We start from the raw sequence: 22,261 nt of genomic DNA on the forward strand, positions 1-22,261 counted from the left end.
TGTTCCCCGGTTGCCAAGCGCCAGGCCAACGAAAAATGGATGCGCTTGAAAAGATTCAGGCCGCGGCTGCCGGCGGCTGGGCTGCGCAAAACGCCAGCACGTCGTCCAGATAACTGGAAAAGTCGCTGATGGCGTGATTGCTGCCCTGGATCAGCGTGGTTCGCACGCCGGGATAATGCTTGAGCATGGTGCGGTAATCGAGCACTTCGTCGCCCGTGGCGGCTATCAAATAGTAGCGCTCCGGCTGCGTGATCGATGGTACGGAAAGCGCACGTAATTCGTCGATATGCCACGGCTCCACCACGATACTTCCGCCGCCATGCCACAACGGCTGCTCGCCGATATACGCACTCAAGTCTTCCTGCGGCACGACCGCCGGGTTCAGCAGCACGGCGCGCCAGCCGTGCTTTTCGGCGAGCCACGTTGCATAGAACCCGCCAAGCGAACTGCCGACCAGCGTGATGTCTTCACCGATTGCCTGCGCGGCGAGTGATTCGGCCAGCGCGATGGCATCGCGCGGTGAAACCGGCAGCACGGGACAGCACCATTCTTGGCTGAGTCCGAGTTCTTCCAGCCGCGCGCGCATCAATCGAGCCTTGAACGATTGCGGCGATGACCGGAAGCCGTGCAAATAGAGAATCACTCACGCTCCTTCGTGGCAGGACGCGCCGACAATGCATCCAGCAATTTCTGGTGCACGCCGCCGAAGCCGCCGTTGCTCATGACCAGCACATGATCGCCCGGTTTCGCCGCCGCGACGACCGACTTCACCAGGAGCGCGAGGTCGTCGAACGCGCGGGCTTTGTCGCCGAGCGGGCTCAGCGCGGCTTGCAGATCCCAGCCGAGCTTGTCGCGGCCTTCGTGCGCGCCGTAGCCGAAGATCAGGTCGGCGCCCGCGAGACTGGCGGGTAGTTGCGCTTTCATGGTGCCGAGTTTCATGGTGTTCGAACGCGGTTCCAACACGGCCAGAATCCGGTTCTTCCCACCGATACGAGTTCGCAATCCCGCCACCGTCGTTTCGATGGCAGTCGGATGGTGCGCGAAGTCATCGTACACGGTCACGCCGTCGACGCTACCCTTCACTTCCATGCGCCGCTTCACGTTGCGAAACGCTGAGAGCGATTGCGTCGCTTGCGCGGGCGGAACGCCCACCGAGCGCGCCGCCGCGATCGCCGCCAGCGCGTTCAGGCGGTTGTGTTCGCCTTGAACTTGCCAGTCGACCACGCCCATGCGCTCGCCTTCCCAATAGACGGCGAATTGTTCATCGGCGGGAACGCCTTCGGTGGCCGGCTGCGCTTCCCAGCCGCCTTGCACGCCGAAACGCTCGACACTTGACCAGCAACCGCGCGTCAGCACGCGTTCGAGTGCGTCCTCACGCCCGTTCGTCACGATCCTGCCGACGCCGGGAACGGTGCGCACGAGATGGTGGAATTGGGTTTCGATGGCGCCGAGATCCGGGAAGATGTCGGCGTGATCGAATTCGAGGTTGTTCAGAAGCGCGGTGCGCGGGCGGTAGTGGACGAACTTCGAGCGTTTATCGAAAAAAGCCGTGTCGTATTCGTCGGCTTCGATCACGAAGAAGCTCGAATCCGTGAGACGCGCTGAAATGCCGAAATTGAGCGGCACCCCGCCGATGAGGAATCCCGGATTAAGACCCGCATCCTCCAGCAGCCACGCGAGCATGGAACTCGTGGTGGTCTTGCCGTGCGTGCCGGCGACTGCGAGCACCCATTTGCCGTTCAGGACATGTTCGCCGAGCCATTGCGGACCGGACGTGTAGGGCAGGCCGCGATCGAGGATGGTTTCCATCAGTGGATTGCCGCGAGTGACCACGTTGCCGATCACGAAGAGATCGGGTTCCAGTGCGATCTGTTCGACCCCGTACCCCTCGATCAACTCGATGCCTTGCGCTTCGAGCTGCGTGCTCATGGGGGGATAGACGCCGGCGTCGCAGCCGGTGACGCGGTGTCCGGCTTCGCGCGCGAGGACTGCGAGACCGCCCATGAATGTGCCGCAGATGCCGAGGATGTGAATGTGCATAGAGGTTTGTTGGCACGGGGGGAAGTTGGGAATAATCCCGCCCGGAGGGGGATATTGTAACCGACAGGGTTGGGTGGCTGGCGCCTGGGGCGGGATTGGGCGGGGGAGGTCGGGGTTGGTGCCGGGTTGTTGCTCTTCAGGTCTTCGCGCGTTCCGTGTTGGCTGATATTTTTCGCACTATTAGCCACTGTGCGTGGCGGCACTTCATTTCTTTGTTCAACGGCGACAAAGAAACGAAGCAAAGAAAACGCCTCTCAACCGAGGGCACATAAGTGTCCCGAGCGTGCAGTGACAACTGTTTGGTACGTCAGAAGAACGCTCGACGCTGGAATTCAGAACACTTGAAACCCTCCCCCTCCGTAAACGGCAACCCACACGCTTCGCCACCAGTGTGGGAATCCGTTAATGAGGCTTCCGCGCTGCGCGCGCTGACGCCCAAACGCAGGGGTTGGCTGTACTGGTGACGAAGTCTTGGGCAAGTTCAAGATGTTGTAGGGCCGCTATGGGCTCAACCCGTTGTTTTACGTGGGCGAGGTTTCCGTCTTGACTGCCACAGTTACTGGTGGCGAAGCGTGTGGGTATCCGTGTTCGGAGGGGGAGGGGTTCAAGTGTTCGTGGTTATGGCGTCGAGCGTTCTTCTGAAGTACCAAACAGTTGTCACTGCACGCTCGGGACACTTAAGAATTAGCGGTTGGGAGGCTTTTTCTTTGCTTCGTTTCTTTTTCGCCGTTTGGAAAAAGAAATGAAGTGCCGCCACGCACAGTGGCTAATAGTGCAAAAGAAAATGGCCAACATCAAACGCGCGAGAACTTGGAAAGCAGCAACCCGGCATCAACCCCGACCACTACGAACAAGAAACCTCCTCCCAACGAAAACCCCACCCAACCGCCAGCGTCCGCCCCTTCCGGTATCATCCTCACCATGATTCGCAAACCTCATTTCGACCCTCAGCGCGTCCGCGAGGAAATCGCCATCGCGGCGGCGCGAATGATCGCCGAAGACGGCCTCGACTACTCCTCCGCCAAGCGCAAAGCCGCCCGCCAGGTGGTCGGCGAAACGCGCGTCAGCGGCGAATGGCTCCCCGATAACACGCAGATCGAAGAAGAAATCCGCGAGTACCAGGCACTCTTCCAAAGTGAAAGCCAACCCGCCGTCCTGCGCCGGATGCGCGAGGTCACCCTCGAATGGATGCAGCGCCTGAAACCGTTCAACCCTTACGTCACCGGCGCCGTGCTGAACGGCACCGCAGGCGAGCACTCGGACATCCATCTGCAATGTTTCTGCGATAACCCCAAGGAAGTCGCAATCTATTTACTGAACGCAAACATTCAATACGATGTCTCCGAGACGCGCCATTTCGCCGGCCGCGGTTATGTGGAAACGCTGAGCTTCCTCACGCGTCCATCCCGCGACGAAGAACCCATGGGCCTGCACATCGCGCTTTACGATACCAACGACCTGCGAGGCGCCGTCCGCGCCGACGGACGCGGCAAGCTTGCTCGCGCAAACGCCGCCACCGTACAGGCACTCCTCGACGCCCCTCCTTCCACACCGGCTACATCACTATGAAACCCATGCGCATCGTTGCTGCCCTGATTGTCGCCATCGCGGCAACCGGCGGCGGCTTTTATGCAAGCCACCTGATCATGGGCGGCAGCCCGAGCGAAGCGGCCATGACGACATCGGCAAAGGGCAATGCCGTCGATGACCTCTGGAAACAGCAACTGCAAATGGCCGCCGGCACGCAACAAAGCCTGGCATCGTTCAAGGGCAAACCGGTCGTGGTCAATTTCTGGGCGTCGTGGTGCGGCCCGTGCGTGAAGGAAATGCCGACGCTCGCGGCGCTGCATCGTGAATATGCGAAGAAAGGCATCACCTTCATCGGGCTCGGCGTGGACTCCGAGAAGAACGTGAACGCGTTCCTGCAGAAAGTGCCCGTCGACTACCCCATCTATATTGCGGGCTTCGGCGGCGCCGATCTGGCTCGAAGCTTTGGCAACGATGCGGGCGCGCTGCCGTTCACGGTGGTCATCGACGCGAAAGGCGCGATCCGGTCCACAAAACTGGGTGAGGTCGATCCAAAAGAGCTAAAAGCGACGCTCGACGGCCTGTAGGCGTCTGGTTGATCCGCGTCAAATCGAAACGATTCACGGAAAGTTAACGGTAATTCTGCGAAGTTTGCCCGAAAATGCGTGCAAAATGCGCGTGTACACACTCATCTGCCTAGAGTCCAAGGCCGGTGCGGCTTCGTAAAACTAGACAAAATTCTCTAAAGGGCGCTAAAGTGCGCCCAACTCCGCATAAACCAAAGCCCTATGTCACGACTGCTGGTGCTTCACGGCCCTAATCTAAACCTGCTCGGCACCCGCGAACCGGACGTCTATGGACGGGTCACGCTCGCTCAGATCGACCAGGCGCTGGCAGAGAAGGCCAAGGCTGCGGGCGCGGAACTGACGTCATTCCAGAGCAATCATGAAGGCGCGATCGTCGACCGCATTCAGCAGGCGCGGATCGAACATGTGGATTTCGTGCTGATCAACCCGGCCGCGTACACGCACACGAGCGTCGCAATTCGCGATGCGCTTGCAGGCGTGGCGCTGCCGTTCGTCGAGATTCATTTGTCGAACGTCCACAAGCGGGAAGCTTTCCGGCATCACTCTTATTTCTCCGATCTCGCCGAAGCCGTGATTTGCGGCCTTGGCTGGAAAGGCTATCTGTATGCACTCGACTTCGCACTCGAGCGCATTGCCCCGAAGACGCGCGATTGAGCCGCGACCCGCTCGGATCTGAACTGCCCGCACACGATGACGCGGAGCCAGTGTCAGAAGCGCCAACGGACGCACCCGTCGGCGGCACCCAAAAACCAAGTCAAGCACCGGGAAAAGCTCCCGGTCACCAAGCATTGAAAGGGGAATTTTCGATGGACCTTCGTAAACTAAAAACGCTGATCGACCTCGTCTCGGAATCCGGTATCTCGGAACTCGAAGTGACCGAGGGCGAAGGCAAGGTTCGCATCGTCAAGAATGCCGCGCCGGTCTACATGCAGGCCCCGCAGTACATGCCGCAAGGCCAGATGGGCCAGGTGCCGCAGTACAGCCAGTCCGGCGATGCAGGCGCCGGCGGCGCTGCTGCAGGCGCACCGGCTACGCCGGCTGCCGTCGTGCCGCAAGGCCACGTGGTCACCTCGCCGATGGTCGGCTCGTTCTACCGCGCGCCGTCGCCGGGCGCAGACGCGTTCGTGCAAGTGGGCGACACGGTCAAGGAAGGGCAGACGCTTTGCATCATCGAAGCCATGAAGCTGCTCAACGAAATCGAGTCGGACAAGTCGGGCGTCGTGAAGGAAATCCTGGTCGAGAACGGTCAGGCCGTCGAGTACGGCCAACCGCTCTTTGTAATCGGCGATTGATCTCCCGCGCTTCAATAGAGGCGTCGCACGCAGCACGCGCGCCCGGTGAAACGCAGCACTCGGGCGCTCGCCACGTCTGTCAGACAGACAACGGCCGAGACGCGCCGCCGATCTCCCAGGAACGCCACGGACCCTTGTCCCGGCGGTCCATCGATGAGTCGAAACCTTGCTATGTTTGAAAAAATCCTCATTGCGAACCGTGGTGAAATCGCGCTGCGAATCCAGCGCGCGTGCCGCGAACTCGGCGTCAAGACGGTCATCGTCTATTCGGAAGCCGATAAAGAAGCAAAATACGTGAAGTTGGCCGACGAAGCCGTGTGTATTGGACCGGCTCCGTCCAACCTCAGCTACCTCAACATGCCGGCGCTGATCAGCGCGGCAGAAGTCACCGACGCTGAAGCGATCCACCCGGGCTACGGTTTCTTGTCCGAAAACGCGGATTTCGCGGAACGTGTCGAGCAGTCGGGCTTCACGTTTATCGGACCGCGCCCCGAAACGATCCGCATGATGGGTGACAAGGTCTCCGCCAAGCAGACGATGATCAAGACCGGCGTGCCCTGCGTCCCGGGTTCTGAAGGCGCGTTGCCCGACGATCCCAAGGAAATCGTGAAGATTGCGCGCGCAGTGGGTTATCCGGTGATCATCAAGGCGGCAGGCGGCGGCGGTGGTCGCGGCATGCGCGTGGTGCACACGGAAGCGGCGCTGGTGAACGCGGTGAACATGACCCGCGAAGAAGCCGGCCGCGCGTTTGGCAACCCGCAGGTCTACATGGAAAAATTCCTGGAGAACCCGCGGCACATCGAAATCCAGATCCTCGCCGATTCGTTCCGTAACGCAATCTGGCTGGGTGAACGCGATTGCTCCATGCAACGCCGTCACCAGAAGGTAATCGAAGAAGCGCCGGCGCCGGGCATTCCGCGCCGCCTGATCGACCGGATTGGCGATCGCTGCGCCGACGCCTGCAAGAAGATGGGTTATCTCGGTGCCGGCACGTTCGAATTCCTGTACGAGAACAACGAGTTCTATTTCATCGAAATGAACACGCGCGTGCAGGTCGAGCATCCGGTGACGGAGCTGATCACGGGCGTGGATATCGTTCAGGAACAGATTCGTATTGCCGCCGGCGAAAAGCTCGCGTTCCGCCAGAAGGACATCCAGTTCCGCGGCCACGCGATCGAATGCCGGATCAATGCGGAAGATCCGTTCAAGTTCACGCCGTCGCCGGGACGCCTCACGTCGTGGCACGCGCCGGGCGGTCCGGGGATTCGCGTCGATTCGCACGTGTACAACGGCTATTTCGTTCCGCCGAACTACGATTCGATGATCGGCAAGCTGATCTCGTACGGCGCGACGCGCGAGCAGGCGATCAACCGCATGCGTATCGCGTTGTCGGAGATGGTGGTGGAAGGCATCTCGACCAACATCCCGCTGCATCGCGAGATGATGATCGACGCCAAGTTCGTCGAAGGCGGCACGAGCATTCACTACCTCGAAAACAAGCTCGCCGCGCGCAAGGCGGCAGCTGCCGTCGCCGCGGAAGACGCAGCACTATAAGTAAGGCAGCAAAAGATGAGCTACCGGGAATTGATCGCCGAGCTGGACCGGGAACACGCGGAAGCGTTGTCGGATGCGCTGCTGGAACTGGGCGCGCTGTCGGTATCGGTGGAAGACGCCGACGCCGATACCCCCGACGAGCAACCCCTGTTCGGCGAGCCCGGCCTCACGCCGGATCAGAAAGCGTGGAACCGTTCGCGCGTGGTTGCGCTGCTTTCCAATGACGCCGATCCCGCCGTGCTGCTTGCGGCAGCGGCCAATGAAATCGGCTTGAAGGACACGCCTTCGTTCACGTTGCGCGACGTTGAAGACCAGGACTGGGTACGCCTCACACAATCCCAGTTCGATCCGATTCCCATCGGCAAACGGATCTGGGTCGTGCCGTCATGGCACGACGCGCCCGAACCCGACGCGCTCGTGCTCGAACTCGATCCGGGCCTCGCATTCGGCACCGGCAGCCATCCGACCACTCGGCTTTGCATGGAGTGGATCGAGCAGTCGGTGTTCGAAAACCAGTCCGTGCTCGACTACGGTTGCGGTTCCGGCATCCTCGCGATTCTTGCGAAGAAATGCGGTGCAAATCCGGTGGTGGGTATCGATATCGATCCGCAAGCCGTCGAATCCGCGCGCCAGAACAGCGAGCGCAATCACGCGGAAGTGACCTACGGCCTGCCCGCCGACCTGCCCGAAGGACAGTTCGATATCGTCGTGGCGAACATCTTGTCGAACCCGCTGAAACTGATGGCGTCGATGCTTTCCACCCGCGTGAAACCGGGCGGACGCATAGCGCTGTCGGGCATTCTCGCGCGTCAGGCCGACGAAGTTGCGGCCGTCTACGCGCGCTGGATCGACATCAGCGTATGGCGCGAGCACGAAGGATGGGTATGTCTTGCCGGTACCCGCCGCGAAAGCCTTTAGAATAGCGCCATCGTCCTTCTACTGGCCTCTGGCCTTCGGCTAACTATGGCGCTGGCTACCCGCTGTCCCCACTGCGATACGGTTTTCCGCCTTGACCCGCATCTGCTCGCGCCGCACGACGGCCGCGTGCGCTGCGGTCATTGCCAGGAAATTTTCGATGCCGCGCATTATCAATTCGACCGCGATGCCATTGCGATGACCGCGCAGGCGGCGGCCGCGGCTACGCCCGTTCCGAACTACGGGGTCGATCCGGCAAGTCCGTGGGCGGAAAAGTCGAGCGCGGAAGTCGCCGGCGGCAAGGACGAGGCGCTCGGCATTTCGCTGCACCCGTTCATCCCGGATACCGCGCTCGGGCCTCAAGCTGAGGAAGATTTGGCGGCAAACCCCGCGCACGCCGTGCCGGAGGAAGAACCGTTCGCCGGATTGGCTGCGGCGCAAGCCGAAGCGTTGTCACGTACGCGCGACGCGAGCGATTTCCCGGGTGATGGCCGCACAGAATCGCCGTGGCATGAAGTCAATCGTCCGCAGACGCGAGCCGAACCAAACACCCCCAGCCGTAACGACCCGTTCATTGACCGAGTGGAGCCCGAGCCGACAAGGCGCGTCGATCCTTTTATCGGCCGGACGGAAAATGAAGCATTGCACGAGTCGCGTACCGAGCCGTTTGTCGGACGGACAGCGCCCCGTGACGAACCGGAGAAGCCCGCGCCGCGACGCGCCGAAACTCCGCATCCGTGGGCCGAAGAACCCGACGACGATCCCCACGCCGACGACGAACCGCGCTTCGGCCGTCCGGCATCGGCCGTCCCTCCTCCTGCCGAGCCCTTCCCCGTCACCCGTGAAACGCGGCCGGCTACGCGCTCGGGAATGGCCTGGAAGATCATCGGCTCACTGATTGCGCTCGTGCTGCTTGTCGCGCTCGTCGCACAAGTCGCGTGGTGGCAGCGTGAAACCGTCATGGTCTACTGGCCGGCATCGCAACCGCTGTTCGCGCAGGCGTGCGAGCAGATTGGCTGCACGGTTGCGCCGCCGCGCGATATCGATGGATTGCAGATCGAGAATTCCGGCCTGCGTCAGGTGGATGGATCGCACAAGCTCGAACTGAAACTGTCGCTGCGCAATCGCTTCGACCTCGCCATTGCGTATCCGGCGCTGGAACTCACGCTGCTCGACGACAAGAACAACGTCGCGATCCGCCGTGTGCTCTGGCCGCAGGATTACGCGCGGCCGGGAACGCAGATCGGCGCGGGCCTCGGCGCTCGCAGCACGCAACCGGTTATCGTCCGGCTCGATACCGGCGACGCCGTTGCGGCGAATTATCGCGTGCAGATTTTCTACCCCTGACGCGCTTCACTCTTAGTTAGTCGTTGTCTCCGTGCGCGCCGCCCGTCCCTTCTGGCCGGACGACGCGCTCAATCCCTGACCATCAGACCCATTCTGGAGTAGACATGAGCCAAGTTACCCTCGGCGGCAACCCGATCGAAGTCGCCGGCACCTTCCCGTCTGCCGGCGCAAAAGCAGCCGATTTCACGCTGGTCGGCAAGGACCTCGGCAACCTGACGCTCGCGAGCTTCGGCGGCAAGCGCAAGGTGCTGAACATCGTACCGAGCCTGGATACGCCCACGTGCGCCACGTCCACGCGCAAGTTCAACGAAGCCGCAGCCGGCCTCGACAACACGGTCGTCGTGGTGGTTTCCGGCGACCTGCCGTTTGCAGCGTCGCGTTTTTGCACGACGGAAGGCATCGCGAACGTGGTGACGGCTTCGACATTTCGCAGCCATGATTTCGCCAAGGCGTATGGCGTCGATGTCACGAGCGGTCCGCTCACGGGCCTGACGGCGCGCGCGGTCGTGGTTATCGATGAAAACGACAAGGTGCTGTACTCGGAACTCGTGCCGGAAATCAAGAACGAGCCGAACTACGACGCAGCGCTGGCCGCGTTGAAGTAAGCAGAAGAATTTGCGGGACGCCGGCGAGGAATGAAAACGTTGCTCGCCGGCAATGCATGACATCAGAAGTCAGCGGCATGTGCATTCGTGGCGTTGAATAACGAGAAACGCGCAACGAGCAACGCAACGAATGCGCAGCGCCATCATCCGGGCATGCACAGTGCTCAGGAACCTTCACCTGCGCGCACCTTTACCATCATTTTCAGGAATTTCGCCAGTGTCTACGCTCATCTGCGGCTCGCTCGCCTACGACAACATCATGACGTTCCAGGGCCGTTTCGGCGACCACATCCTGCCGGACCAGGTGCATCAGTTGAACATCAGCTTCCTGGTCCCCACGATGCGGCGCAACTTCGGCGGCTGCGCGGGCAACATTGCCTATGCACTGCAGTTGCTCGGCGGCGATGCAAAGATCATGGCGACGCTCGGTGAAGCCGATGCCCAGCTCTACCTCGATCGCTTCGATGCACTGGGTTTGTCGCGCGAATACGTGCGTGTCCTGCCCGACCAGCACTCAGCGCAGTGCTTCATCACGACCGATCTGGCGAACAACCAGATCACCGCATTCCACCCCGGCGCCATGATGGATTCGCACCTGAATCATGCCGGAGAAACGAAGGGCATCACGCTTGGGATCGTCGCACCGGATGGCGCCGACGGCATGCGCCAGCACGTTGAAGAACTCGCGGCGGCGGGCATCCCGTTCGTCTTCGATCCGGGCCAGGGCCTGCCGATTCTCGAAGGTGTGGAGCTTTGTCGCATGATTGAACTTGCCACATACGTGGCGGTCAACGACTACGAGGCGAAATTGTTGAGCAACAAGACCGGCTGGTCTATCGACGAAATTCTGATCCGCGTCGACGCATTGATCATCACGCGCGGCGAGCACGGCGCGCAGATCCTGCACGCTGACGGTATCGAAGAAATCCCGGTTGTGAAGGCGCAGCAGATCATCGACCCAACCGGTTGCGGCGATGCATTCCGCGGCGGCTTGCTTTATGGCATCGAGAACAAGCTGGGCTGGGCGAAAACCGGTCGTCTCGCAAGCCTGATGGGATCGCTGAAGATCGAACATCAGGGACCACAGACCTACGCGCCCACGCGCGCTGAGATCGCCGAGCGTTTCGAGTCGGCGTTCGGCATGGCGCTTTGAGCGTGAAGCAATGAAACACGACGTGGCCGGCTGCTATTCAAAAACGGCGGCCGGCAGTAATTAGCAGGGGTGAAGAATGAACACGACAAACCGAGTAGTGCTGGCAGCAGCGCTGGTTAGCAGCGTCTTCGTGACGGGATGCGCCTACAACAGCAGCTCGCCGGACGTGTACACGGCATCGCAGGCGCAACGCGAAGAGACGGTCCGCATGGGCACCGTCGACAGCGTGCGCGGCGTGAAGATCAGCTCGAACAACGGCCAGCCGAGTGGCCTTGGTGCTATCGGCGGCGGTGCGTTGGGTGCAGTGGCCGGCAGCGCGCTGGGCGGCGGACGTGGCTCGATCCTGACGGGTATCGTTGGTGGTATCGCAGGCGCAGTCGCGGGTAACGCTGTTGAAAACGGTGTCGCCACGCAAAACGGACTAGAGATCACCGTGCGACTTGATAACGGCGACATGCGCGCCATCACGCAAACCGCAACCGGCGAAGTGTTCCAGGCCGGCGAACGTGTCCGCCTGTTGTCGAGCGGCGGTGTGACGCGCGTCACCCACTGAAGTTGATGACGCGTCGGCGCGATCGAACAGGTTGTGCCGGCGCTGGAGAAAGCGCATGGTCCTTCGGGCGCATGCGTTTTTTTTCGCCCATAAAAAAACCCGCCGCCGATATAAACCGGACAGCGGGTCGGGACCGCGCAGCACCACGCGGCCGCGACACACAGAGCGTGTGCCGAATTACTGCATTACCACCTGCGCTTACGGACGGCTGCCCGTCGGGAACGGCCATGCAGCAGCCGGGTTCAACGCCGTCTTGACCGTTGCAGCCGGAGCCGGCGCTGCGGGGGTCGTTGCCGTCGTTGCCGGTGCTACAGCAGTCGTCTTCTTTGCAGCGGCAGCCTTCTTGGCCGGAGCCTTCTTTGCAACCGGAGCAGGCGCTGCAGCGGGGGCTGCGGCAGGAGCGGGAGCTGCAGCTTCCTTCGCAGCAGGGGCGGCCTTCTTCGCAGCAGGGGTAGCCTTCTTGGCGGGCGCAGCCTTCTTGGCGGCCGCCTTTTTGGCAGGTGCCTTCTTAGCAGGCGCCTTTTTGGCAGCAGCCTTTTTAGCAGGCGCCTTTTTGGCAGCGGCCTTCTTCGCAGGAGCCTTTTTAGCAGGCGCCTTTTTGGCAGCAGCCTTCTTCGCAGGCGCCTTCTTGGCAGCGGCCTTCTTCGCCGGCGCCTTCTTCGCTGCAACCTTCTTCACTGCAACTTTCTTGGCTGCAACTTTCTTCGCCGGTGCCTTCTTGGCAGCTACCTTCTTCGCTGCAACCTTCTTCGCCGCGACCTTCTTCACTGCGACTTTCTTGGCTGCAACTTTCTTGGCGGCTACTTTCTTGGCTGCCGGCGCCTTCTTCGCTACCGTTGCCTTCTTGGCAGCCGTCTTCTTAACAGCCGGTTTTGCTGCAGCCTTCTTTGCGACGGATTTCTTGGCTAATGCCATCATTTTCTCCTTCAGGTTTCAAGATGAGAGTCAGTTCAAACAACACCCTTCGTCAAAACCCGCTTCCCGCGTGGGCTTCTCAGGACGCACGCTGCGAAGCGGATTATTCATCGGCGTACGCTGATGGAGCCTGCTTACGCTAATGAATACGGCAAGGCGCGCGGTGCCAGAAGGCACCACGCGCCGAATTAAGTCAGCACCTTGAGACGGTGCCGGCAATCGCTTGATCGTGCCGTCGGCACTGCCGACGGCATATTTCGGGGGGAAGTTTGCCCGTCCCACTGAAGGGTCCGCAAAACGCCTGTCATCTATATGGGCTGTCGAGCCACAAGGCGCACTTTGCATCAGGCGACCGTTCTCCTAAACCTGTTGGACCGGCGCGCGCACAATCGCGTTTCGCACGCGAGAACACCGGTTTGCTATTTACCCGTCTACTCGGCGCCGTAATCGGCGCCTGGTCTGCATCTCATTCTTCGCGGCAATGCGTCCATTGCCGCGGCTGACGTCGATTCGCTTTGCCGTTTATTCCCAGGTCAACGCGCCGCCAGTTTGATACTCGATTACTCGCGTCTCGAAGAAGTTGCGTTCCTTCTTCAAGTCGATCATCTCGCTCATCCACGGGAACGGGTTTTCCTCGTTCGGGAACAGCGTGTCGAGGCCGATCTGCTGGCATCGACGGTTACAGATGAAGCGCAAGTAGCTCTTGAACATGGATGCATTCAGACCGAGCACGCCGCGCGGCATCGTGTCTTCTGCATACCGGTACTCGAGTTCAACAGCCTGCTGGAAAATCTCGCGGATCTCCGCGCGGAATTCCGGCGTCCACAATTGCGGCTCTTCAAGCTTGATCTGGTTGATCAGGTCGATACCGAAATTGCAGTGCATCGACTCGTCGCGCAAGATGTATTGATACTGCTCTGCCGCGCCTGTCATCTTGTTCTGGCGACCCAGCGCCAGGATCTGTGTAAAGCCGACGTAGAAGAACAGCCCTTCCATCACGCAAGCAAACACGATCAACGACTTCAGCAATTTCTGGTCCGCTTCGAGCGTACCCGTGGTGAATGCCGGATCAGTCAGCGTGTTGATGAACGGAATCAGGAACTCGTCCTTCGCACGAATCGAGTCGACTTCGTGATACGCGTTGAAGATCTCGCTCTCGTCCAGACCCAGCGATTCGACGATGTACTGATACGCGTGCGTGTGGATTGCTTCCTCGAACGCCTGGCGCAGCAGGAACTGGCGGCACTCGGGCGCGGTGATGTGGCGATACGTGCCGAGCACGATATTGTTCGCCGCCAGCGAATCCGCCGTCACGAAGAAACCGAGGTTGCGCTTCACGATGCGGCGCTCGTCGTCGGAGAGACCATTCGGATCTTTCCACAACGCGATGTCGCGCGACATGTTCACTTCCTGCGGCATCCAGTGGTTTGCACAACCCGCCAGATACTTTTCCCACGCCCACTTGTACTTGAACGGCACCAACTGGTTCACGTCGGTCTTGCCGTTGATGATGCGCTTGTCCGCTACATTCACCCGCTTCGCACTTGCAGCCGCGATGTCGCTGGCGCTCGGTGCAGCGGGAGCAACGAAGTCGCTCGCAAAAATGTTCGCGCCTACTGGCGTTTGATGGGCAGTTTGAAGAACGCCATGACCTGCAGCATGCGCAGCGCTCGGAGCGGCTGCACGTGATGCCTGACTGACGTCGGCAACCTGGCCTGCCGGGTTACGCAACGTGTTGTGTTGCGAACCGTTCGAGGGAGTTACGGCAGTGGTCTCGTCATCCCAGTTGAGCATAAATTCTCACCATCAATTTAGATCGGTTTGTACCATCTTTCCATGAGCGATAAAAGAGCTTGCTCATAAAAATCCTGTTTTCGTGTTGACGCTGCTACTTGCATACAACACTTTGCGTTCATCTCACTGCTTGAAGCTTCAAGCGAGATGCTGCTGAGCGTGTTCGAAGCAGTGCGCTTTCATGCACTTCACAGCGTTGTGATGCGTTGCTGCGAATCGTCTTGCATGTGTCGTTTGAAGCGTGACGTCCAGTGACTTTCGTTGCATTCGAACTTCAATTGCCTTCGATGAAAATCCTGGCTCGCCTGCATGTTGATGCGTGTGGATCTGTTGCGGGTTCGTACGATGCGCAACGCGTTCATTCAGTTAAGTCGATCTTCGCGATGCACACAAGCAAAGCTTTGAAACTCACCTCGGACGACACGCTTGCGCGACACGTTCTTGATCGATCGAGCGCTGCTTCAGCGCCTTCGATTCCCGCCTGTCCCGCAGTGGAAACAAGGCGCTTTCGCGTCGTGTTTCCATGGTGAAAGTGTAGCACTCGCCGCCTTCATCGCAAAGGTTAAAAACACAAAATCTTGGGTCTTCGAGTCAGTTACAAACTACCTATAGTACAAGTCTGCGCATCGTGCAAGCGGCAATCCGGGCCGGAAAATCAAGCCTCGAAGCCTTGCTCAGCACTGCGCTCACGCACGTTTGTCTCGCAGCGGCACGAGCAGTTCACGCAGATTGTTGTGATCGATTTCGTGCATCAGGGCGAGCAGCCGGCCGAGCTGTCCTGCAGGAAAACCCTCACGCGCAAACCACGCGAGATAGTGACCGGGCAGGTCCGCAAGCAAGCGGTCCTTGTACTTTCCGTAAGGCATTTTTTGCGTGACGAGACGCTGCAGATCTTCGGGGTCCATCGTCGTGCTCCTTGTGTTTCGAATGTCGCTGCCATGATATCGATGCCATAATCGCAACTCCCGCCGCGAAGAGATCCCCTTCCGTTCTCCATGCCGCTAGCCATCAAAGCTTTCGTTGCCCCTCTCATCGTCGCGTGTGCGATGTTCATGGAAAGCGTCGATGCCAACGTCATCGTCACCGCGATCCCCGAAATGGCCAAAGCTTTCGGCCGCGATCCTGTAACGCTAAAGATTGCGGTCACGAGTTATGTGCTCGGCCTCGGCGTGTTCATTCCGATCTGCGGCTGGGTCGCCGACCGCTTTGGCGCGCGCACCATCTTTCGTCTTGCCATCGGCATCTTCGTGGCCGGCTCCATCTTGTGCGCGGCGTCCACCTCGCTGATTCCCTTCACCCTCGCGCGTTTCGTGCAGGGCGTCGGCGGCGCGATGATGGTCCCGGTCGGGCGGATCATCATCTTCCGCTCGGTGCGCCGCTCGGAGTTCATCCGGGCGATGAACTACCTGTCGCTGCCTGCCATGTTCGGTCCCGCGGTCGGTCCGCTGCTCGGCGGGTTCATCACGACGTACCTGCACTGGCGCCTGATTTTCTTCATCAACATCCCGATCGGTATTGCCGGGATCTACCTCACGAACAAGTACATTGCGAATGTGCGCGAGGCGCATCCGGGGCCGCTCGACTGGCTTGGCTTCTTTTTATCGGCGATGGGCGGCACGTTGTTCCTGCTCGGACTCTCGCTGATCGGCGGCGAACTGGTCACGGATCGGGTCGCGGCGGGCATGGCGCTCGGCGGCGTGGTTTTCCTCGTGCTCTATTTTCTCCACTCGCGGCGCATCAAGTTGCCACTGCTCGATCTGAGCTTCCTGCGCGTGCCGACCTTCCAGGCGAGCGTGGTCGGCGGGTCGCTGTTTCGTATCGGCTTGGGCGCCGTGCCGTTCCTGCTGCCGCTCGCCATGCAGGAGGGACTCGGCATGAGCGCGTTCAAGTCGGGCTCGATCACATGCGCGTCCGCGGTTGGCGGCATGTTCATGCGCTCGCTGGCCTCGCGCGTGCTGCACCGCTTCGGCTTCCGGCAGACGCTGATGGTGAATGCCGCGCTCTCCGGCATCGCGATCGCGGCGTGCGGCATGTTCTATCCGGGCACGCCGACGTGGCTCATCTGGGCGGTCGTGCTGCTCGGCGGATTCTTCCCGGCGCTGCAATTCACGAGCCTCAACTCGCTGACCTACGCAGAAATCGAAAGCCGCGATGTGGGCCGCGCGACGAGTCTCGGCAGTTTCATCCAGCAGGTTTCGCTGGGCTTGGGCGTGACGGTCGGCGGGATCGCGCTGCAGATCTCTCACGATCTGCAAGGCCATCCGCAGATGGTCTGGTCGGACTTCTGGCCGGCGTTCGTGGTTGTCGGCATGTTTTCGTTTCTTTCGATTCCCATTACCGCGAAGCTTTCCCGTGATGCCGGGCATGAGATCTCGCGTGGAACGCGAGGGTAAGCGGCGAGTACAAATGGAAAAGGCCGGTATCGAATCCGGCCGCCACTTCCTGACCAGGAAGAACAACCATATCCGTACCGGCCTCTACTAACTACTGTACTTATTAGCGACGGGCCATCTGCAACCCGTCGCCTGCATCTTCTTACTGGCAAGCCTCGCATTCGTCGAACCCGGCATCGCCCGGACGCATCATGCAAACCGGACCATCGGCTTCCTGCTCAGCCGCTGCCACCGCTGGCGCCGCGACTGCCGCCGCATTGAAACCACCCGTCGATGACCCGTGCGAACCCTGCGTGCCGAAGCCGCTGCCGTTCGTACCCGAAGCACCACCCGCACCGCCCGCGCCGTTGTCCGAACTGCCCGACGGCACCGAGTTCAACTGACCGTGAGCCACAGTCGACTTCTCGACGTGCGTGGCGGCCATGGTGCGGAGGTAGTACGTGGTCTTCAGGCCGCGCAGCCACGCGAGCTTGTACACCTCGTCCAGTTTCTTGCCCGATGCGCCGCCCATATAGATGTTCAGCGACTGCGCCTGGTCGATCCACTTCTGGCGGCGCGATGCCGCTTCCACGACCCAGGTTGCGTCCAGTTCGAACGCAGTGGCGTAGATGGCGCGCAGATCGGCCGGCACCCGGTCAATCCGCGAGAGCGTGCCGTCGAAGTACTTCAGGTCGGAGACCATAACTTCGTCCCACAGGCCGCGTTCCTTCAGGTCACGCACCAGGTATTCGTTCACGACCGTGAATTCACCCGACAGATTCGACTTCACGTACAGATTCTGGAACGTCGGCTCAATACACGCCGACACGCCGATGATGTTCGAAATCGTCGCAGTAGGTGCAATCGCCACGCAATTCGAGTTGCGCATGCCATAAGTTGCAATGCGCGAACGCAGCTCGGTCCAGTCCATGGACGCGCTTTCGTCCACTTCCACGTAGCCGCCACGCTCGGCCGCCAGCAGCTTCAGCGAGTCTTGCGGCAGAATGCCGCGATCCCACAGCGAACCGCGATAGCTCGAATAACGGCCGCGCTCTTGCGCCAGTTCCGTCGATGCGTAGTACGCGTAGTAGCAGACCGCTTCCATCGACGTATCGGCGAATTCGACCGCTTCCTTCGATGCATACGGCGTGCGCAGCAAGTGCAGGCAGTCCTGGAAGCCCATGATGCCCATGCCGACCGGACGATGCTTCAGGTTCGAATTACGCGCCTTGGCAACGGCGTAGTAATTGATGTCGATGACGTTGTCGAGCATGCGCATTGCCACGCTGACCGTGCGCTTGAGCTTCTCGTGATCGAGCGCCAGCGTGCCGTCGGCCTGCTTCGTCATGTGCGCGACGAGGTTCACAGAGCCGAGGTTACATACGGCGATTTCAGTGTCGCTGGTGTTCAGCGTGATTTCCGTGCACAGGTTCGACGAATGCACGACACCCACGTGCTGCTGCGGCGAACGGATGTTGCACGGATCCTTGAACGTGATCCACGGGTGACCCGTTTCGAACAGCATGCCCAGCATCTTGCGCCACAGTTGCGCGGCCGGAACCTTCTTGAACAGCTTGAGTTCGCCACGCGCCGCTTTTTCTTCGTACGCCACGTAGGCTTTTTCAAACGCTGCGCCGAACAGGTCGTGCAGATCCGGCGTGTTGGCCGGCGAGAACAGCGTCCAGTCGCCGTTTTCGTGAACGCGCTTCATGAACAGGTCGGGAATCCAGTTCGCCGTGTTCATGTCATGCGTGCGGCGACGGTCGTCGCCCGTGTTCTTGCGCAGTTCCAGGAATTCTTCGATATCCAGGTGCCACGTTTCCAGGTACGCGCACACCGCGCCCTTGCGCTTGCCGCCCTGGTTCACCGCGACGGCGGTATCGTTCACGACCTTCAGGAACGGCACCACGCCTTGCGACTTGCCGTTCGTACCCTTGATGTGCGAACCAAGCGCACGCACGCGCGTCCAGTCGTTGCCCAGGCCGCCCGCGAACTTCGAGAGCAGCGCATTTTCCTTCAGCGCTTCGTAGATGCCGTCGAGGTCGTCGGCGACCGTCGTCAGATAGCACGATGACAACTGCGAACGGCGCGTGCCCGAGTTGAACAGCGTCGGCGTGGACGACATGAAGTCGAAGCTCGACAACACGTTGTAGAACTCGATAGCGCGTGCTTCGCGGTCGATCTCGTTGAGCGCCAGGCCCATTGCAACGCGCATGAAGAACGCCTGCGGCAGTTCGATGCGCTTGTTTTCGTTGTGCAAGAAGTAGCGGTCATACAGCGTCTGCAGGCCCAGATAGCCGAATTGCAGGTCGCGGTCGGCATCGAGTGCGGCGCCCAGGCGCTTCAGGTCGTACTGCTGGAGCTTCTCGTCGAGCAGTTCCGCTTCCACGCCCTGCTTGATGAACAGCGGGAAGTATTCGGCGTAGCGCGTCGACATTTCGCCTTGCGAGACGTCTTCCTCCAGGATTTCGCGTCGGATGGTGTGCAGCAGGATGCGTGCGGTGACCTGGCTGTACGCCGGGTCCTTTTCGATCATGGTGCGCGCGGCGAGAATGGCCGAGTCGTAGACTTGCGCCATCGGCACGCCGTCATACAGGTTCTTCACCGTCTCCGCGACGATCGGGTCCGCGTTCACTTCGCTGCCGAGGTTCACGCACGCTTCGTTGATGCGCGCCTTCAATGCGTCGAGGTCGAGCGGATGCGACACGCCGTTGTCGATCACGTTGATGCCGAGCGCGTTCGCACGCGTTTCCGGTGCGTGAGCGCGTTCCTGCGTGCGCTTCTCGCGATACAGCACGTAAGCGCGCGCCACGTTGTGCTCGCCGCCGCGCATCAGCGCGAGTTCGACCTGATCCTGGATGTCTTCTATATGGAACGTGCCGCCGTTCGGACGGCTGCGCACCAGCGCGCGTACGACGCTGTGCGTCAGTTGTTCAACGAGCTCGCGCACACGGGCCGAACCTGCGCCCTGACCTCCGTTCACGGCAAGGAATGCCTTCGTCACGGCGATGGAAATCTTCGACGGCTCGAACGACACCACGGTCCCGTTACGACGTATGACTTTGTAGTCGGCCAGCGTGGCGTCCGGCGCGAGCGCGTTCGGCTGTTGAGCCTGCGCGCCGGTGGGCCGCTGGTAGGCGCCTTCGTAGGAAATCGTGGCGTTGTCGGTGGTTTGCATGTGCAAATCTCCTGGTGTTCGATGGTGCGGAACGTCCGCGGATTGAGATGCGTGCCGTGCGCGCTTGGCTAGCTTTTTACTGCTGGATGCTGCTCATGCCGCCCGCGCACGACGATGAAATTGAGAATGGTCAGCTTGGGAAATTGCCGCTGCGATCAATAAGATCGCGATGGTAAATCACTCACTACGCCTATCTGCCCCCGAGTGTTTCAACCCGACTCGCCGGCGATTTTCACGCGGCGAATCAGTTGCTTATGCGGCGTCTTGTTCTATGGCCGCACAAGCATGCGGCGCCGGCTCTGTGAGCAGGGCGCCGCCTTGACAACACAACATATAGTGCGATTTACGTCTCTGAGCACCAAGTATAGTGACATTCCGCACAGTCTCAAAAACTTTTATTTGCTGAGGAATCGACTAACCGGGCTTGACTTTTCGAATGCCAAAGTCGGGCAAGGGCTCGCGAGCTTGTAATGATTTAATGCGCTGCGCTGCAAAATGAAAGACAGGGATGTCAAGCAGTGCGCGCGTTGGCGAGATAGGGAAAGTACTGAAGAGGAAGTTCACAACCGTGTTGCAGCCGCGACCATTCGAAGTGCGGACCGGGATCGGTCTTGCGGCCCGGCGCAATGTCCGAATGGCCGGCGAAGGCGTCGATTGGATAACGCTGCATGGTCGCGCGGACCACCTCGTCGAGCGACGCGTACTGGGCATCTTCGAACGGGCTTGTGTCGCTGCCTTCCAGCTCGATGCCCACCGAAAAATCATTGCAGCGTTCGCGCCCGAAGAAATTCGATAACCCCGCGTGCCACGCGCGCTCGTTGCACGAGACATATTGCTCGACCACGCCGTCGCGGCGAATGACGAAATGCGACGAGACGCGCATGCCGCGCAACTGGTCGTAGTACGGATGGGCGTCGTGATCGAGACGGTTCTGGAAGAGCTCGGTGATCGCGCTGCCGCCGAAGTCATCGGGCGGCAGGCTGATGTTGTGAACCACGATCAGCGTCGGTTCAATGCTGCCCGGACGCACTTCAAAGTTGGGCGACGGCAACCGGCGCGCTGATGAATACCATCCATCCTCGCCGATGAAACCTGCTTCGTTCATCGTGCGTCGCGGCCTGTCGGGCGCGCGGCGTGACGTTGAGCGTGGTCGACGGAGCAGAAGCGGTGGCCTGCCGCGACGACCGCGTCGCTGCTCGGCGTATGCACGCCGCATTCGGCGCAACGCACGAGTGCATCGGGAAGTTGCGGCGCGCTGGAGGCCGAAGGACCGCGAGAGGCCCGCGCACTGCCAGTGCCATTGCCATTGCCGGCACCATTACCCGCGCCGGCCTGCGCACCGCCGGCGGCAGCCTGGGCGCGCTTGAGCTTTTTGAAAAGCCACTGGCTCGCGAAGAACACAAATATGAGAAGGATGATTTGGCGCATGAGCTTAGTAATAGACGAAGCAGAAGAAGCAATAGACGCGAAGCCGGGGCGAACGCGTCAGACGACCGCGCGATGCAGCAGCACTTCGAACACAAAGCGGCTGCCCACATACGCAAGCAGCAGCGCCACGAACGACGCGAGCACCCAGCGCAACGCAGCGCGGCCACGCCAACCGGAGACGCGGCGGGCGGTCAGCAAAGCGCCGAACATCAACCACGACAGAATCGCGAACACCGTCTTGTGATCGAGCCTGAACGCCTTGTCGACGAGTTGTTCGTTGAACGCAACGCCCGAGATCAGCGTGAGCGTCAACAGCACGAACCCCGCCGAAATCAGGCGAAACAATAATTTTTCGAGCGTGAGCAACGGCGGCAAGGTATCGAGCCAGCTCGATACCCAGCTATTCGATGTATGCCGCGTCGCCGTGCCGCGCATGTTCTGCAATCGCCTTTCGACCATCAACATGAGGATGGCGTGGAGCGCCGCGATGGCAAACAATCCATACGCAATATTGGCGATCAGGAAGTGCAGCTTGAACATGGGCGCGGCCGAATACGGCAACACGCGCACGCCGCCGAAGAACAGCGGCATCACCGACGCGACGCACGCGAGCGGCAATACGAGCAGCCGCAAGCCGTCGAGCGGGAAGAAGAAACTTTCGATCCAGTAGATGCCCGCACCCAGCCAGAACATGGCGGAGAGCGCAAACGCGAAGCCGAACACCATCGCGTTCTGAGGAAAGATGGTGGTGTGCAGCAGCACGCCATGCAAAAGCAACGCTACGCCGAGCAGCACGCGCCCCATGGAACTCATGCCCGACGCCTTCGATACCCGCCCGCTATCCATGGAGCTGCCCACACGGGCACCCGCCGGCATGCCGGCGAGCGCCGGTTCGACCGACGTGTCGCGATGCGCGCGCCAGCCCGCTACGGCAAGTCCGCCGTAGAGAAGCGCAGTGAGGGCATACAGTACAATATCCATGATTGAAGTTTACACCAGGC

Annotated in this window: 21 protein-coding genes; 11 read left to right on the plus strand and 10 right to left on the minus strand. The window is 60.6% G+C overall.

The window, feature by feature from the left end:
• Positions 1–55 precede the first annotated feature (55 nt).
• Together AXG89_RS03225 and mpl are read right to left on the minus strand one after the other, a co-directional pair.
• On the minus strand, positions 56–643 hold the full coding sequence (locus AXG89_RS03225; RefSeq protein WP_062167934.1) for a YqiA/YcfP family alpha/beta fold hydrolase: 588 nt from the start codon (positions 641–643) through the stop codon (positions 56–58).
• Complete coding sequence (mpl, locus tag AXG89_RS03230; protein WP_442861747.1) at positions 640–2,076, minus strand: UDP-N-acetylmuramate:L-alanyl-gamma-D-glutamyl-meso-diaminopimelate ligase; 1,437 nt, start codon at positions 2,074–2,076, stop codon at positions 640–642. The genes AXG89_RS03225 and mpl overlap by 4 nt, the downstream gene beginning before the upstream one ends.
• 885 nt (positions 2,077–2,961) lie before the next feature.
• Here mpl and AXG89_RS03235 point away from each other — a divergent pair.
• The 10 genes from AXG89_RS03235 to AXG89_RS03280 all read left to right on the plus strand — a co-directional run bounded on the left by AXG89_RS03235 (position 2,962) and on the right by AXG89_RS03280 (position 11,573).
• Positions 2,962–3,609, plus strand: a complete 648-nt coding sequence (locus tag AXG89_RS03235; RefSeq protein WP_062167938.1) for a hypothetical protein — start codon at positions 2,962–2,964, stop codon at positions 3,607–3,609.
• Entirely contained in the window at positions 3,606–4,154 is a 549-nt protein-coding gene (locus AXG89_RS03240) for a TlpA family protein disulfide reductase (protein ID WP_062167940.1), read from the plus strand. Before AXG89_RS03235 ends, AXG89_RS03240 begins: the two co-directional genes overlap by 4 nt.
• Before the next feature lie 201 nt (positions 4,155–4,355).
• Complete coding sequence (gene aroQ, locus AXG89_RS03245; protein WP_062167942.1) at positions 4,356–4,808, plus strand: type II 3-dehydroquinate dehydratase; 453 nt, start codon at positions 4,356–4,358, stop codon at positions 4,806–4,808.
• A gap of 152 nt (positions 4,809–4,960) precedes the next feature.
• The gene (accB, locus tag AXG89_RS03250) at positions 4,961–5,446 is read left to right on the plus strand and encodes an acetyl-CoA carboxylase biotin carboxyl carrier protein (protein WP_062170248.1); all 486 of its coding nucleotides are present in this window, start codon (positions 4,961–4,963) and stop codon (positions 5,444–5,446) included.
• 171 nt (positions 5,447–5,617) lie between these two features.
• Positions 5,618–7,000 carry an acetyl-CoA carboxylase biotin carboxylase subunit gene (accC, locus tag AXG89_RS03255; protein WP_062000277.1) on the plus strand — a complete coding sequence of 461 codons (1,383 nt, stop codon included), beginning with the start codon at positions 5,618–5,620 and terminating at the stop codon, positions 6,998–7,000.
• 15 nt (positions 7,001–7,015) lie between these two features.
• Positions 7,016–7,918 (plus strand): 50S ribosomal protein L11 methyltransferase, encoded by a 903-nt coding sequence (gene prmA / locus AXG89_RS03260; RefSeq protein ID WP_062167944.1) that lies wholly within the window; start codon positions 7,016–7,018, stop codon positions 7,916–7,918.
• A 45-nt stretch (positions 7,919–7,963) separates the two neighbouring features.
• On the plus strand, positions 7,964–9,262 hold the full coding sequence (locus AXG89_RS03265) for a zinc-ribbon and DUF3426 domain-containing protein (RefSeq protein WP_062167946.1): 1,299 nt from the start codon (positions 7,964–7,966) through the stop codon (positions 9,260–9,262).
• Positions 9,263–9,366: 104 nt separating this feature from the next.
• Positions 9,367–9,867, plus strand: a complete 501-nt coding sequence (tpx, locus tag AXG89_RS03270) for a thiol peroxidase (RefSeq protein ID WP_062167948.1) — start codon at positions 9,367–9,369, stop codon at positions 9,865–9,867.
• Positions 9,868–10,084: 217 nt separating this feature from the next.
• A complete protein-coding gene (locus tag AXG89_RS03275; protein ID WP_062167950.1) occupies positions 10,085–11,020 on the plus strand; it encodes a carbohydrate kinase family protein in 936 nt (311 codons plus the stop codon).
• A 76-nt stretch (positions 11,021–11,096) separates the two neighbouring features.
• Positions 11,097–11,573 carry a glycine zipper 2TM domain-containing protein gene (locus tag AXG89_RS03280; protein WP_062167952.1) on the plus strand — a complete coding sequence of 159 codons (477 nt, stop codon included), beginning with the start codon at positions 11,097–11,099 and terminating at the stop codon, positions 11,571–11,573.
• Between the two features lie 198 nt (positions 11,574–11,771).
• On the opposite strand, the gene AXG89_RS03285 is transcribed toward AXG89_RS03280, so the two are convergent.
• From AXG89_RS03285 to AXG89_RS03300, 4 genes are all read right to left on the minus strand, one after another.
• A complete protein-coding gene (locus AXG89_RS03285; RefSeq protein ID WP_062167954.1) occupies positions 11,772–12,488 on the minus strand; it encodes a histone H1-like repetitive region-containing protein in 717 nt (238 codons plus the stop codon).
• A 30-nt stretch (positions 12,489–12,518) separates the two neighbouring features.
• Positions 12,519–12,833, minus strand: coding sequence for a hypothetical protein (locus AXG89_RS42960; RefSeq protein ID WP_082771328.1), 315 nt, complete (start codon positions 12,831–12,833; stop codon positions 12,519–12,521).
• A gap of 177 nt (positions 12,834–13,010) precedes the next feature.
• Positions 13,011–14,282, minus strand: coding sequence for a ribonucleotide-diphosphate reductase subunit beta (locus tag AXG89_RS03295; protein ID WP_062167957.1), 1,272 nt, complete (start codon positions 14,280–14,282; stop codon positions 13,011–13,013).
• A gap of 686 nt (positions 14,283–14,968) precedes the next feature.
• The gene (locus tag AXG89_RS03300; RefSeq protein WP_062000284.1) at positions 14,969–15,187 is read right to left on the minus strand and encodes a DUF3820 family protein; all 219 of its coding nucleotides are present in this window, start codon (positions 15,185–15,187) and stop codon (positions 14,969–14,971) included.
• A gap of 90 nt (positions 15,188–15,277) precedes the next feature.
• Here AXG89_RS03300 and AXG89_RS03305 point away from each other — a divergent pair, with 90 nt between their 5' ends.
• On the plus strand, positions 15,278–16,675 hold the full coding sequence (locus AXG89_RS03305) for an MFS transporter (RefSeq protein WP_062000285.1): 1,398 nt from the start codon (positions 15,278–15,280) through the stop codon (positions 16,673–16,675).
• A 142-nt stretch (positions 16,676–16,817) separates the two neighbouring features.
• Here AXG89_RS03305 and AXG89_RS03310 read toward each other — a convergent pair whose 3' ends face one another.
• The 4 genes from AXG89_RS03310 to AXG89_RS03325 form a co-directional block, all read right to left on the minus strand.
• Positions 16,818–19,832 (minus strand): ribonucleoside-diphosphate reductase subunit alpha, encoded by a 3,015-nt coding sequence (locus tag AXG89_RS03310; RefSeq protein WP_062167959.1) that lies wholly within the window; start codon positions 19,830–19,832, stop codon positions 16,818–16,820.
• Positions 19,833–20,343: 511 nt separating this feature from the next.
• A complete protein-coding gene (gene ampD / locus AXG89_RS03315; protein WP_062167961.1) occupies positions 20,344–20,937 on the minus strand; it encodes a 1,6-anhydro-N-acetylmuramyl-L-alanine amidase AmpD in 594 nt (197 codons plus the stop codon).
• Positions 20,934–21,260 (minus strand): PP0621 family protein, encoded by a 327-nt coding sequence (locus tag AXG89_RS03320; protein WP_062167964.1) that lies wholly within the window; start codon positions 21,258–21,260, stop codon positions 20,934–20,936. Before AXG89_RS03320 ends, ampD begins: the two co-directional genes overlap by 4 nt.
• 57 nt (positions 21,261–21,317) lie before the next feature.
• A complete protein-coding gene (locus AXG89_RS03325; protein WP_062000289.1) occupies positions 21,318–22,241 on the minus strand; it encodes a cytochrome C assembly family protein in 924 nt (307 codons plus the stop codon).
• Positions 22,242–22,261 lie beyond the last annotated feature (20 nt).

The organism is Burkholderia sp. PAMC 26561, from assembly GCF_001557535.2.
In the GTDB taxonomy this organism is placed as follows: domain Bacteria; phylum Pseudomonadota; class Gammaproteobacteria; order Burkholderiales; family Burkholderiaceae; genus Caballeronia.